The sequence below is a fragment of the Marivirga aurantiaca genome (assembly GCF_016679925.1).
Classification (GTDB): Bacteria; Bacteroidota; Bacteroidia; order Cytophagales; family Cyclobacteriaceae; genus Marivirga; species Marivirga aurantiaca.
Genome location: NZ_JAEQBW010000006.1, coordinates 150449 through 164808 on the forward strand (window position 1 = coordinate 150449; position 14360 = coordinate 164808).

Consider the following 14360-nt stretch of genomic DNA (forward strand, 5'->3'; position numbering starts at 1 on the left):
ATTTACAGAGTACGCATGGAGAAATTAAAAGTAGTCAGTAAATAAGAGAAACTACTCTAACTCTTCGTAAAAGCAATAACTTAGATTGTTAAAGATAAAAGTGATATAATACCAACTTTTTACTAGCGAAACCTGGACAATAATTATGAGACAAACATTCTATCTATTAGTAATTATACTGTTTATTACCTCTTGCATTGAGAAAAAAAGAGTAGTTGAGAAAATTGATTTTTCAACTGGCTATAAATTTACTTCCGAAATAGAGGGTCAAGTAATAACAGACACTATTCCATGGAAATATCAGATTTCAGCTGCTGACTATGCTAAAAAAGCAGATTATAAAAATGCCTTAATCCACTGGGATTTGGCAATGCCTACGAATGAGAGGAACTATACAAAAGCAGAAATAGATTCCATCAACTTAAAATATTCTATCGTAAATGCAGCTGATTATATTATTCAGGAAGCTAAGAAAAACCAGGTAGTCATTATTAATGAAGCACATCATAGTTCTATGCATAGAGCTTTTACCAAATCACTGCTTCAAAGACTATTCGAAAATGGGTATAAAAATTTAGGTCTGGAAGCTTTAAACAATGGGGTGGATTTAGATTCAGCCCTTAATAGTCGTGGCTATCCTATTCAAAAAACAGGCTACTATATACAAGACCCGCAATTTGCGAACTTAGTAAGAGATGCATTAGAAATAGGATATAATTTATTCGCTTATGAGAACATGGGAAAAGGAGGTGGAAAACCAAGAGAAATTGAGCAAGCCAAGAACATTCAGAAAGTAATTGACTCCAAGCCAAATGAAAAGTTTTTAATTCATTGTGGTTTTGCTCATGTTTTAGAAGGAACTTATCAGTCCTGGGAAAAAACAATGGCAGGAAGATTAACAGAGTATACAGGAATAAATCCATTAACTATTAATCAAGTTGAGTACAGCGAAAAAAGCAAAGCTGAATATAATCATCCTCTTTTAAAGGCCATTGACATCAAAGAATCTTCCATCTTAATAGATAAAGATAATAATCCATTAAGATATGAACGTGAAGAAGCCTGGGCTGATATTGCAGTTTTTCATCCAAATACCACATATATTGATAATAGGCCTAATTGGTTATTTGAAAACGGGAACAAAAATGTTTCTGTTTTATTAAATGATATTCAAATTGAGTTTCCGGTGATGGTTTTGGCATTCAAACAAGGAGAAGACATAAATTTAGCAGTTCCAATTGATATTACAGAAGTAGAAAGTCAAACGGCAGAATGCCATTTCGCCTTAAAAAAAGGAACTTATGAAATTGTAGTTACCAATGGCAACCAGTCCTACAAATTCGAACAGGAAGTGAAATAACTATTGCTTGTAACTAACTATTAAGAAAGGAATAACCTACAGTTGTACTTGGTTATTTATTATGTTATGTGGTTTTTTGCGGAAAACTAACAGCTTCAAGTTGTCGTTTTATATAAAAAAATCTAAATTGTAATATGAATAACCTATCAACAAGAATAACTATTGATCCTAATATTTGTAACGGGAAACCTACAATAAGAGGGAAAAGAATTACAGTTCAGACTATTCTTGAATTTTTAGCAGCAGGGGATGCTCCCAAAGAGATATTAGAACAATTCCCTAATTTAGAGGAAGAGGATATAAAAGCATGTCTTGATTTCGCTTCAAAAATGATGAATAATAGCTTTACAGTAAATACTCAAGTGGCCATTGAGTGATACAGGGATAAAAGTAAAATGGAAATTAAACTAACCACTGCCGATTAGCACTTCCTCTCATTGTCGCCAAACACCTTCAATTAACCGAAATCCTTCAGTGAATAATATAATTGTACAATCCCTATAAATATAAAAGCCTATCTTAGCCATTACCAAATTCACTCATACCCATTGCTTAATTTTGCAGGGCACTGGTTTGTGTGCGTTTCACGAATATTTAAGGATTCAGAGGAAATAAAATTAAGCCATTTTTGCACAACATTTCTAACTGAAATTATATTGAAAAACTTTTGGAACATACTGTTGATATCTACGGGAATTCTGGCAATCGGAATTTACTTTACAAGTGATTACTTAGCTACAAACGGGATTGAAGAAATCCAATTTGACGAAAGTACTGATGAAATTGCGCTTGAGCTTTGCAATGAAGACCGAATACTTCAGTACTACACTGTTTCTACAGGTTACAATGGTGGGAAAAAGGCGATAAAAAAGAAATTATTACCCATTATTGAAAAAGACAAGCTTTCATTCGGAACAAAAAATGGCAATATAACCATCCGTTTTGTTGTAAACTGTAATGGTGAAATTGGCCTGTTCAGAGTAAAATCAATAGATGAAAATCTACAAGAGACGGATTTTGCTCAAAGCGGGATAGCATCTCTAATATCGCTGGTAAGCCAATTAGATGAATGGAAAGTGAAACCTATGAAAGAGAAAAAGTTCGACAGTTACTATTTTATCAATTTCAAAGTAAGGAACGGACATGTGACCGATATTTTTTAAGCTATGAAATTGTTTTTTAAAATTCTCAAAATATTATTCTCTACAATATTCCTGCTTATCATAATCGGAATAGCGTATCTACTTTTCTTTATGCCTAAAGAAGAGCGTTTCAAAATGGCGGGAAATATGCAGGGTTCTTTGCTTTCACAGACAATGTTCGAGATACTAAAATCACAGTATCCTGATTATTCCGATGTCTATTTTGAACAATCCGTAGCATTTAATAAATACGGTAATCATGCAAGAGGATTTGAGCTGTTGGATCAGGCAGTGGAATTAGACCCTGAAATGCATTTAGGTTATCGAGGCTATATGAAACTTCGATTCTTACGGGATTTTAATGGCGCTTTGAAGGATTTTAATCGATTGGACAGCCTAACGCCTAACTTTGTAGATGCACCCTGGGGAGAAGGCATTGACTTTTTGCGTGGAGAGTGTTATTTCGGAAAAAAGGACTACCCTAAAGCAATTGAAATGTTTAACCGAAATATAGAACACCACAAAGAAGATTGGGCTGATATCCATTCTTTTGTTTATCTGGGACTTTGCGAATATGAGCTTGGAAATTATGAGAAGGCAATTTCAGAATTCAAGAGAGCTTTAAAACAATCCGAATACACGCCAGAATCATATTTTGGAATGGCCAAAGTTTACCAAAAGCTTGGGGAAATCGAAAAAGCGAATGAAAACATTTCGAAGGCAGAAAAATTTATTCATTATAAAAGAGAAAATGAATACAATGAATATCTGAGCGAAATATATTTATGGGAGTTACTGGATTTTAAACAACAACTAAAATAACTGTTTCCACTAATCTATAGTTCTCCTAAAGGATGTCACTGCTCATAGAGAAAAACTCATTCTGACGAAGAATTTCAAATGCCCCACCTTATTCGATGAATATATAAACCTACCTTAGCCATTTACCAAACTCAACCATTCCCATGTATGAAGAGTATTCTGGAGCGAATCGAATTAAATCCTGAACAGGATATTATTGTTATTGATGGCTTTGTCGTGTTAGATGACTAAGGTAAACGGGGACTTGGTGCTTACTTATTCAAGTTTTTAAATTCGAAAATTCCAGTGATTGGAGTAGCAAAGAATAATTTTGCCACCATTAATAAACTAAAACGAGAAGTATACCGCGGCAAAAGTGAAAAACCGCTCTATATTACTACTAAAGGAATTGATTTAGACGAAGCTAGTGCCAATATCTCCAAAATGCATGGTGATTTTAGAGTTCCTACCATTTTAAAATTGGTGGACAATTATTGTAGAAGACTGAAAACTCAAGGCACTAATGTTGTTTAAAAACCACATATGAAAATTAGGAGAAACATGCTTTTATACTTTTTTTAATCTAACTCCTCCCTGTTCCGTACTAAACAACTTAAGTTTGCAATTGAAAATAGATAACAAAAAAATATATATGGATAACCCATTATTAAAAAGCTATAACACTCCCCATCAAACTCCCCCATTTGATAAAATAAAGTCAGAGCATTTTATGCCGGCTATAGAAGAAGCCATTAAAGAAGCTAAACAGGAAATCGAGGACATTGCTTCACAAAGTGCAGCGCCTACTTTCGAAAATACTTTGGAGGCAATGGAATTTGCAGGTAAAAAATTAAGTTCAGTGACTTCCATTTTATTCAACCTCAACAGTGCGGAAACTAATAAAAAAATTCAGGAAGTAGCAAGAGAAGCTTCTCCCATATTGTCGGAATTTAGCAATGACATTTGGCAAAATGCCGATTTATTTGAGCGCGTAAAAGTCGTTTATCAACAAAAAGATCAGCTAGCGCTTGACAAGGAGCAAGAAATGCTTTTGACCAAAACCTATAAATCTTTTATCCGAAATGGTGCTGATCTGAATGAAAAAGACAAAGCTCGATTTAAGGAAATCACGAAAACCCTTTCCCAACTTAGCCTTACTTTTGGAGAAAATGTTTTGGCTGAAACCAATGATTATGAATTGGTCATATCAGATAAAAAAGATTTAAGTGGTTTACCGGATTCTGCCATTCGACAAGCAGCCAATACTGCCAAAGGTAAAGACAAAGAAGGAAAATGGGTATTTACTTTGCAAGCGCCAAGCTTTGTTCCTTTTATGGAAAATGCAGATAATCGTTCATTAAGGGAACAGCTTTATAAAGCCTATATGTCCAAAGCCAACAAAAATGATGAGCGGGATAATAAAGCCGTTATTCAGGAAATCGTAAATCTGAGAAGTGAGAAAGTAAGTCTTTTAGGCTATGACTCTTATGCAGATTATGTGCTGGAAGAAAGAATGGCGGAAAGTAAGGATAAAGTGCAAGCTTTTTTGGATGATCTTTTACAACAATCCTTACCAAAAGCAAAGGAAGAGGTAGCCGAAATAACAGCATTCGTAAAAGAATTAGGCGAAGATATTGATTTACAGCGTTGGGATTGGGGATATTATTCTGAAAAGCTGAAAAAGAAAAAATATGCCATTGATGATGAATTGCTAAGGCCTTATTTCAAATTGGAAAATGTGCTGGATGGCGTATTTCAATCGGCTGAGAAATTATATGATATTCGATTTAAGGAAGTCAAAAATATTCCGGTATATCATGAGGATGTGACGACCTATGAAGTAAGCACTAATTCGGGTGAACATGTAGCCATTTTCTATGCGGATTTTCATCCGAGAGAAGGAAAAAGAGGAGGTGCCTGGATGACGACCTATAGAGATCAATACCGAAAAAATGGAGAAGATATCAGACCGCTGGTTTCCAATGTTTGCAATTTCACACCCTCTTCACCGGGCAATCCGAGTTTACTGACTTTCAATGAAGTGACCACTTTATTCCATGAATTTGGTCATGCCTTGCATGCCATGTTGGGAAACAGCCGCTACGGCAGCTTGTCCGGAGCCAATGTGTATTGGGATTTCGTGGAACTTCCTTCTCAGATTTTTGAAAACTGGTGTTATGAAAAAGAATGCCTTGATTTATTTGCCAGGCATTATGAAACAGGCGAAAAGATTCCGCAGGAATATGTGGAGAAAATAAAAGCCAGCAGTACTTACCACGAAGCCTATGCCACCGTAAGGCAGGTAAGTTTAGCATTGTTGGATTTGGCTTATTTCAGTTTGGACAGAGAAGCAGCGCAAAACATTAAAGATGTGGCCGACTTTGAAGAAAAAGCCATGGCCAAAACAGATTTATTTCCAAAAGTGGAAGGCACTTTAATGAGCACCCAATTTGGACACATTTTTTCCGGTGGCTATGCTTCAGGTTATTACAGCTACAAATGGGCGGAAGTATTGGATGCTGATGCCTTCTCATTATTCAAAGAAAAAGGCATTTTCAATAAAGAAGTGGCACAATCTTTTAAAGACAACATCCTTTCCAAAGGAGGAAGCGAGCACCCGATGGAATTATACAAAAGATTCAGGGGAAGGGAACCTAAAATTGAGGCTTTATTGGAGAGAGCTGGGTTGAAATAAAATCTTCTAGTCAAGTTGATTTAATTAAAGCGTTTCAGGAATTTTCCGGGGCGCTTTTTTTGTGTAGAATTTGAATGGTAATACTGTTACTACAGCTCATAGCTTGTTAGTGAGACAGAATACCCTCCATGCTTCATAATTAACTACCCCACTTTTTCGATGAATAGTATAATTGAACTATTAAAATATAAGTATAAAATCTTATCTTAGCCGTTCATTAAATTCATCCATACCCATGCCTGAAAATTTGCCTGTCATTGGTTTTTCTTTGTTGTTCAGTTTTTGCAAATGTTATGTGTAACTATAGGCATATGGAAACTAAATGAATAATTTATATAGAGCATTAGTAATAGTTTTCTTACTATCGAGTATATCAGTCAATGGACAAAACAAAGAATATCAATACAGTGGTTTTCTGCTTCAAAATGATTCTACAATCGTTTTGGATAGTGTAATTGATTTCATGATCGGGGAAAATATCCAACACATGGACGATATAGTTGTTTTAGAGGATAAAAATGTATTGACGCAAATTAGTCACGTTAGAATTGAATCAGACAGTTCGGATTTTGCAGCATTTTGGATTTCTTCTGATTCCACATCAATTATTAAATATTCGAAATTTAATCAGGAGAAATCTCAGCAAGACACAATTAGGAATGAATCTACAGAAGTTATCATTTGTGAACTTGATATGGCAGGAACAGCCAATGAATTGAGTTTGGATAGCTGTATGAAAAATATGATAAAATACTCAATTGGTTATGACAAAGAAATTGATTTATTTTTTGCGTTTTTCCAAAATGGACAACTTTATAACATGACTTTAGAATTTAAATAAGAAACACTTTATTTTCTGTATAAATCATGGCTGTTCAGTGAACAACGAAACGATGGCTCTTGTTAGAAAATCCGTCAATCCGTATTGACTTGCAGGTAAAAGATCATTTAGTAAGCAATCCTGAGGATTGCTAAGTTAGAAACTTTAAACTTTTGTAAATTTAAAGCAGTCATGCAATAAGCGTCACTTTAAAACCTTCATTTCCCACATCTTATTTGAATAAAAAATTAGTTTAAAAGTCTATCTTAGCTATTCTTTAAACTAATGCTTATTATGCTTTAATTAAGCTTGCGAAAAGCTATGAGACTAAATTACCAACTATGACAGGAGGATTAGGGTTTGCCAGGATGGGGCAAGACTCATTAAAAAAGAATAGAGATATGTTAAATCCGCGCCATCGGATGAAAGATAACCCTTACTCCCCGTATAAAGGCATTACTTATGAAGTAGTGGCGAAAAATCATGAAGAGCTTAAGGCCTGGAAACTTCTAAAAGAAAAAAGTAATAAGAGGAGGCATTCAATTATTTACCTGATAGTGGCGCTTTTTGTTTGTTTAGGTATATTTTTGGCGATACTAATGCAGTAATTGCGATATTTCTTGCAAACAGAATCTAAATATTAATTTTTAACATTTAATAAAAGTTAATCAGAGTTAGAAATGCGAATATTAGACATAATCCTGACATACGATTACTATTTAATGCTTCTTTCATTTTTAATTACACTCTATGGAGGATCACTTTTAATTTACAACCGATACTGGAAATACGATTATTCATATAAAAGAACAATGGTTGGAGCTATATTAGTATTACAATCATTTTTTTGTGTATTTGGCTTATTGAGGTTAGAGCTTTATTTTATAACAAAAGCAAGGCAGGAACTTCGTGCTGTTTTAGATCAACCGGATTTGATAGTGAGAATCAATAGATATGATGTAGGGGATAAGCAATCTCAGGAAATTATAGACGAACTAAAATATTCAGGATTTAATAAAAGTACCAGATCCCGACCCACTAAGAAGGATGTATTGCAGATAATTGATGAAAACAATACTATCATTTTAACAGCCAGGCGAGATTCTAAGGATAAAACGGATTACTATATATATTATCATGGGTACAGCTTTACCAAAAACAGTTCTATTGGAAGAATAAAAACTACATCTTTGATTTTATAAAAACCTACACCACCAATCACCTTCAATTACCCCATCTTATTCGATGAATAGTATAATTGTACCGATTAATTATAAGTATAAAAGCTTACCTTAGCCATTCACCAAATTCAACCATACCCATGCCTGAAAATATGCCTTTTACTGGTTTTCTGCTGTTTCAAGAGCTTTTAATGGAAGTGATTTAAGCTCATAAGTTTTTAAGAATGAATGAACTTAAACAAAATATTATTTCCACTAGACCAAGAGAAAATAGTGGTTCATCATCTTCAAATAGATTTGATTATCAAAAAGACTGGGCGATTTGCAAACTGTTGGAATTACATACAAATCCTGAAGACTATCTTTTAACATTAGAGCACCATGATGATGTTATAATTTTTGACTCATCTTCAGACCCAACTAAAATTTCGTTTTATCAAGTAAAAACTAACAAAAAGAATCATTGGACACTAAACGAATTAATTAAGCAAAAGAAAGGCAAAACATCCCTGCTTAATTCGCCTCTCGGAAAGCTTTTCGATCACCTAGTCAAATTTGGTAACAAAGTTGAATCACTTAATTTCATAACTAACAACAAGGTTAAAGGCGTATTAGCGGATAAAAGTAAATGTGAGGATACTTCAGGTTTTTGCTTGTCAGAATTAAAATCGACAGAGCTCGATAAAATTATAGTCGCATTAAAGAATGAACACTCACTAAATGATTTAAAAGACTTTCAAAACATCACCTTTTTCAAACTTGGTGAACTAGATATTGATAAACACTCTGACTTAGCTAAGGCTAGAATTGTTGATTTTTTAGATAAAAATTTCTCGGACTTAAGCTATAAGATTGCTCCGCTTTACAAATCAATTTTTGACGAAATCAAAATGAAGACAGATTATGAGAAATCTGTAACAAATTTTGAAGAGCTAAAATCAAAGAAATCTATAAGTCGTAACGACTTTGACAGGTACATAAAGGAACTTGAGAGTTCAAATACTATCCCTAAAACTACCTTATCTATTGAAAATAGGTTAAACGCGGAGAATGCAAGTTTTCAAACCGTTCAATCATTTAAGGCACAATCAAGAATTTATGAGCTAAAAAAAATGTCCTATAACGACAAGGCTTTTAGAAGGATTGAATCTGAAATTCGAAAGACGAAATCTGAACTGACTTTTGATGAAAAATCAAGTCTATTAAGCTGTCAGAAACAAATTATTAATGAATTAAACACTAAAAACCTTGCAAACAACAGTGTCAGTGAAGCTCTGATAGAGGCAATGGTTTTATATATCATCTATGAATAAAGGGAATTTTAAACAACTGGTTAGAACCCTAAGAAATTGGAAAAATGAAGGAGTTCAAATTAAAGAGGATACTACTGTTATCTCTAAAAGAAGAAAAGGCACGAGAAGTAAAATTCAACAGCAAAAGAACGATAATCCTGGGGAAAAATAGTACGGGTAAATCCTGTTTATTAAAATCTATATATCAGACTTTTGGTGCTGAACCGCAGAACCTTCACCCTAATTGGAGGGATGCAAATGTAATATCTTTAGTTGAATTCTCTATTGATAATGACACTCTGTACATCTTAAGAAATGATAAGAATTACAGCATATTTGATAATCAAGAAAATCAATTAAAAGCTTTTAATAAGGTTTCAGAGTTAGCTAAATACTTTACTACACTCTTTGATTTCAAGATTCAATTACCGAACAAAAAAGGTGAAATAGTTACACCTCCTCCTGCATACCTATTATTACCTTATTATGCTGACCAAGATAAAAGTTGGACAGCAAACTGGTCGTCATTCTCTAAGCTATACCTTCCCAATGCTAAAACAAGTATTGTAAATTATCATACCGGGATACGACCGAATAAATTTTATGAAGCGAAAAATGAATTAAGCCTCTTAAATATTGGAATATCAGAAATAGATAAAGATTTATCAATAGTACGTGGTTTACTCAAAAACTTAAAAGAAAAATTATCAAAGATTGATTTTAATATTGATATCGAAGATTTTCAAATTCAAATAACTGAATTACTTGTAAACTGTGAGGTTTTAAATAAATCTCAAAACCAGCTAAAACACGACTTGACTCATCTTTATAATCAAAAAATTAACTTAGAGTCTCAGTTGATCATCACTCAAAAAGCTTTAAGTGAAACAAACAGTGATTACGAATTCGCTGTAAACAATTTGGAAGAAGTTGTTTCTTGTCCCAGCTGTGGAGCCGACTATGAAAATAATTTTTCAGAACGTTTTGGAATTGCACAAGATGAACAAAGATGTTTAGATTTAATTATAGAATTAAAAGGAGAATTATCAGTTGTTAAGAATAGAATCGAAAAAACTAACAGCAAATTCTCTGTTAACAATAAAACTATAGTAGAAATTCAAAAGCAGTTAGAGAGCAAAAAAGAGAAAATAAAGCTCAAAGATGTTATAGAAAGCGAGGGAAAGAAAGAGATAAGGAAATTGTTCGAAAAGGAAATTCGAGAGTATGAAGAAGAACTGAAATCAAAATTACTGTTACAAAAACAATACGAAGCAGATGTTAAAAGTTTTGAAGACCGCAAAAGGTCAAATAGGATTAAATCAGAATATAAAACATTAATGTCTCGCTTTTTGAAAAAGCTAAATGTTCATTCTCTATCGGAAAAATCTTATTCAAGAATTGATGCTAGCATCAAAGAATCAGGTAGCGCTATGCCAAGAGCACTAATGGCTTACTACTATAGCATACTGCATGTAATTAAGAAAGAAGGTTCTTCCGCATTTTGTCCTATTGTAATCGATTCCCCAAATCAACAAGGACAAGACCGTGAAAACTTACCTATCTTGATAGACTTCATATTGTCAGAACAACCAAAAGGCTCACAACTAGTACTAGCACTTGAAGAGTTGCCTGATTCAGCAGTAGTAAAAAAAAATGAAATAATTGAGTTATCTGATAAGCGAAGTCTTTTGCTTAAAAAACATTTTGAAGAGGTATTTAATAAAATGAAGCCTTACTTGGAGTCTGTGATAAATTAATCAGTAGCTAGCTGGAATTACTGAAGTGGTGCTTCAATCAAAACAACTCTAAAATGAGAACAGTATTCCTAATAATCGTTTTACTGCACGCACTTATCCATTTGTTGGGATTTGTAAAAGGCTTTAGCTGGAAGGAAGTAGAAAATCTAACTCTTCCCATTAGCAAACCAATGGGCTTATTGTGGTTAGTAGCCAGTCTGCTGTTTCTCATTTATGGCATCTTATATTATCTGAACCATCCATATGTCTGGCTTTTTGGCTTTATAGCAGTGGTTGTTTCCCAAATCCTCATTATTTTATTTTGGAAAGATGCCAAATGGGCAACACTGCCCAATCTACTTGTTTTGCTGGTGTCCATCATAGCCTATGGTCACTACAACTTTCAGCAACTTGTCCAGGTTGAAACCAGGCATATATTAAGTAAAAGTAGCCTCTTAAAAGAGAAGTTTATTTCTGAAGATGACATCAAGGAATTACCCGAACCCGTACAAAAATGGCTTCATCGTTCGGGAGCAATGGATAAACCCTCTATAAGCCGGGGAAAGGTAATCCAACAAGCTGAAATGAAAATGAAGCCCGAGCAGGAAGATTGGCTTCATGCAACGGCCGTTCAATACACTATTATTGATGAACCTGCTTTTATCTGGAAGGTAGATGTCAAAATGAATAGCTTAATAAATTTCCAGGGCAGAGATAAATTCGAAGAGGGAAAAGGGGAAATGTTGATTAAGCTAAATGCCTTGATCAATGTGGTGAATGAGAAAGGGGAGAAGCTTAACGAAGGGACTCTCCAGCGTTATTTAGGCGAAATGGTTTGGTTTCCTTCATTGGCTGTTAGTCCGTACGTAAGCTGGCAGGAAGTGGATGACAATACAGCCATTGCCACCATGAACTACAAAGGAACCAAAGGAAGCGGCACTTTTTATTTTAATCCCGAAGGAGATTTTATAAAGTTTTCCGCCATGCGTTATAAGGACAATAAACCAGATGCCAAACGATACGAATGGGTATTATTAGTGGAGGAGCATAAAACTTTTGAAGGCATAAAAGTACCGTCCCAAATGACTGCCACTTGGAAACTTGAAAGTGGGGATTGGACCTGGCTGAAGTTGGAAATTAAGGACATCCAATACAATGAAAAGGCCAATCGATAACAATAGCAGATCTTGATCCGAAAGGTGTTATTTGGGAACCCTTGATAAATACTATCACATCCCCTCACTGATTTTTGCCTGTCTCTCAAATATGTATTCAGGAAAAACTTAAAAGAATCTTAGCTGCGCAAGGCAAGCGCAATCAAGTTGATAATTCCTATATTTAAAACTTAATAGCCAATTTTAAGAAAGAACCTATATATGGAGTTAGTAGAATATCTAAATAGCATAAAAAAGCAACTTGAGTATTACAAATCAATTGGTGAAAAGACTTTGGACCAGCTTAATGGGCAAGAGTTGTTTTGGCAATTCAATGATGAAAGTAACTCAGTCGCCATTATCGTAAACCATCTTTGGGGAAATATGAAATCACGTTGGACGGATTTTCTGCTTTCTGACGGTGAAAAGGAATGGCGAAATCGGGATTTGGAATTTGAGTTAGTTATCACATCAAAAGAAGAGTTGTTGAACAAATGGGATGAAGGTTGGAGCTGTTTTTTTGCTGCTTTGGATTCCATAAACGAGGAAAATATTAATACGGAAATATATATCCGGGATCAAGCCCATTCAGTTATGGAAGCCGTACATAGGCAATTTGCCCATTACTCATATCATATTGGGCAGATGGTGTATGTGGGTCGTATGGTAAAAGGAAGTAAGTGGGAGAATTTAACAATACCGAAAGGGAAATCCTCCGATTTTAATAAGGAAAAATTCTCTAAAGGAAAACATGCGGGAGATTTTTCAGACGGATTAAAATAATTCCATATTTCGAAAGCTGATTTACATAGTAATAAGGAAGTGTACCACATTAAACAAAACAAAGGCTTTGAATTAAGCATTCATTTTTTAGATATCCCTACTAATATCCGATTGGAAAGAGTGATGAAAATGCCAAAGGCATCCCTTCGGGGGAAATGAAGAAAAAGGAGAGACTTTTCAATTTGAAGTCACAAAGGAAAATTTCGATTTTATGGAAAGCTGGTTTGAAAAACCTACTGAAGCCGAAATGAAAGGAGGAATCCATATCACCAACTAAAATTATTCCTGATTTTTTGATTAATTTTCAATCGATAAATCATTCCATAACTCTATGAATCTCAATCAACTTAAATTCCCGATCGGCACTTTTCAAAGTGCGGATACAATTACACCTGACTTACTGAAGCAATACATCAATGATATTTCCAGCTTTCCCCAAAGGCTTAAGAAGGAAGTACAATCTTTGTCAGATGATCAGTTAGATACCGAATACCGCCCGGGAGGATGGACCATCCGGCAAGTGGTCAATCATTGTGCGGATAGCCACATGAACAGTTTAATGAGGTTAAAGCTGGCACTCACGGAAGACAGGCCCGTGATAAAACCTTACTTTGAAGATCGCTGGGCAGAACTTGCCGATAGCAAAAAGATGCCCATTGAACCGGCTCTCAGTATGTTGGAAGGCATTCACGCCCGCTGGACAGTTTTGCTAAAGGAACTTACTCCCGAAGATTTGAAAAGGGTTTTTATCCATCCAGAACACGGAAAAGAATTTAGCCTGGATGAAAATATAGGGATGTATGCATGGCACTGCAATCATCACCTGGCGCATATTACTGGCCTGAAAATATCCAAAGGATGGACCTGAGAAGGTGTCCTTAATCTTAAAAAACCAACCAGTCTGCTATCTCTGCCCTCGTTTTGTGTCTCACGAACCACCTAATATTGCCGACTTTGATTCCATGGTCGGTGGCTAAAGCTAATTTGCTGCTCGCTATGCGAATGAAAACCTTGAATCAGATATCTGACATTTTCAACTTACCAGCATCGAGTTCATGGCTCATGACTTTTCCTGCTTGCTTGAGACACAAGTATAGAGCGACCAGAGGATGTCGGCTATTTCCGGTCAGTACGGCTATAAGCCGTCAGACCGTTAGTTTCCATTTTTTCTAAACCCTCCGATTGGAACCCAAGCAAAACACAGAAACGAAGTTTATAGCCAACAGATTGCTTTACATGAATTCCGTTGACACGGAATAACATGCTCGCAATAATCAGTGGAAGCAAATCCCGGTACTGATCTGTGGCCTGACCTAGGTATTTGATTTCAAGTATACATACCAGTTCCAGAGCTACATGCTATTTTATGTCCCTGTTCCGTAACCGGATGTTTTAG

Annotated in this window: 14 protein-coding genes; all 14 read left to right on the forward strand. The window is 35.0% G+C overall.

Annotation, left to right across the window (positions count from 1 at the left end; all coding sequences use genetic code 11):
- The first annotated feature begins 145 nt into the window (after positions 1-145).
- The 14 genes from JKA74_RS13915 to JKA74_RS13980 all read left to right on the forward strand — a co-directional run bounded on the left by JKA74_RS13915 (position 146) and on the right by JKA74_RS13980 (position 13832).
- Complete coding sequence (locus JKA74_RS13915; protein ID WP_201431816.1) at positions 146-1360, forward strand: hypothetical protein; 1215 nt, start codon at positions 146-148, stop codon at positions 1358-1360.
- Between the two features lie 134 nt (positions 1361-1494).
- The gene (locus JKA74_RS13920; RefSeq protein WP_201431817.1) at positions 1495-1737 is read left to right on the forward strand and encodes a DUF433 domain-containing protein; all 243 of its coding nucleotides are present in this window, start codon (positions 1495-1497) and stop codon (positions 1735-1737) included.
- A 279-nt stretch (positions 1738-2016) separates the two neighbouring features.
- A complete protein-coding gene (locus JKA74_RS13925; protein ID WP_201431818.1) occupies positions 2017-2523 on the forward strand; it encodes a hypothetical protein in 507 nt (168 codons plus the stop codon).
- 90 nt (positions 2524-2613) lie between these two features.
- Positions 2614-3324 carry a tetratricopeptide repeat protein gene (locus tag JKA74_RS13930; RefSeq protein WP_201431819.1) on the forward strand — a complete coding sequence of 237 codons (711 nt, stop codon included), beginning with the start codon at positions 2614-2616 and terminating at the stop codon, positions 3322-3324.
- Positions 3325-3609: 285 nt separating this feature from the next.
- Positions 3610-3837 carry an endonuclease V gene (locus JKA74_RS13935; protein ID WP_201431820.1) on the forward strand — a complete coding sequence of 76 codons (228 nt, stop codon included), beginning with the start codon at positions 3610-3612 and terminating at the stop codon, positions 3835-3837.
- Between the two features lie 118 nt (positions 3838-3955).
- Entirely contained in the window at positions 3956-5998 is a 2043-nt protein-coding gene (locus JKA74_RS13940) for a M3 family metallopeptidase (RefSeq protein ID WP_201431821.1), read from the forward strand.
- A gap of 322 nt (positions 5999-6320) precedes the next feature.
- Positions 6321-6839, forward strand: a complete 519-nt coding sequence (locus JKA74_RS13945; RefSeq protein WP_201431822.1) for a hypothetical protein — start codon at positions 6321-6323, stop codon at positions 6837-6839.
- 320 nt (positions 6840-7159) lie between these two features.
- Entirely contained in the window at positions 7160-7426 is a 267-nt protein-coding gene (locus tag JKA74_RS13950; protein ID WP_201431823.1) for a hypothetical protein, read from the forward strand.
- Between the two features lie 72 nt (positions 7427-7498).
- On the forward strand, positions 7499-8020 hold the full coding sequence (locus JKA74_RS13955) for a hypothetical protein (RefSeq protein ID WP_201431824.1): 522 nt from the start codon (positions 7499-7501) through the stop codon (positions 8018-8020).
- A gap of 203 nt (positions 8021-8223) precedes the next feature.
- The gene (locus JKA74_RS13960; RefSeq protein WP_201431825.1) at positions 8224-9312 is read left to right on the forward strand and encodes a DUF4297 domain-containing protein; all 1089 of its coding nucleotides are present in this window, start codon (positions 8224-8226) and stop codon (positions 9310-9312) included.
- A 44-nt stretch (positions 9313-9356) separates the two neighbouring features.
- Complete coding sequence (locus tag JKA74_RS13965; RefSeq protein WP_201431826.1) at positions 9357-11048, forward strand: SMC family protein; 1692 nt, start codon at positions 9357-9359, stop codon at positions 11046-11048.
- Positions 11049-11101: 53 nt separating this feature from the next.
- Complete coding sequence (locus tag JKA74_RS13970; RefSeq protein ID WP_201431827.1) at positions 11102-12202, forward strand: DUF6544 family protein; 1101 nt, start codon at positions 11102-11104, stop codon at positions 12200-12202.
- A 201-nt stretch (positions 12203-12403) separates the two neighbouring features.
- Complete coding sequence (locus JKA74_RS13975) at positions 12404-12964, forward strand: DUF1572 family protein (RefSeq protein WP_201431828.1); 561 nt, start codon at positions 12404-12406, stop codon at positions 12962-12964.
- Positions 12965-13295: 331 nt separating this feature from the next.
- Positions 13296-13832, forward strand: a complete 537-nt coding sequence (locus JKA74_RS13980) for a YfiT family bacillithiol transferase (RefSeq protein WP_201431829.1) — start codon at positions 13296-13298, stop codon at positions 13830-13832.
- Positions 13833-14360 lie beyond the last annotated feature (528 nt).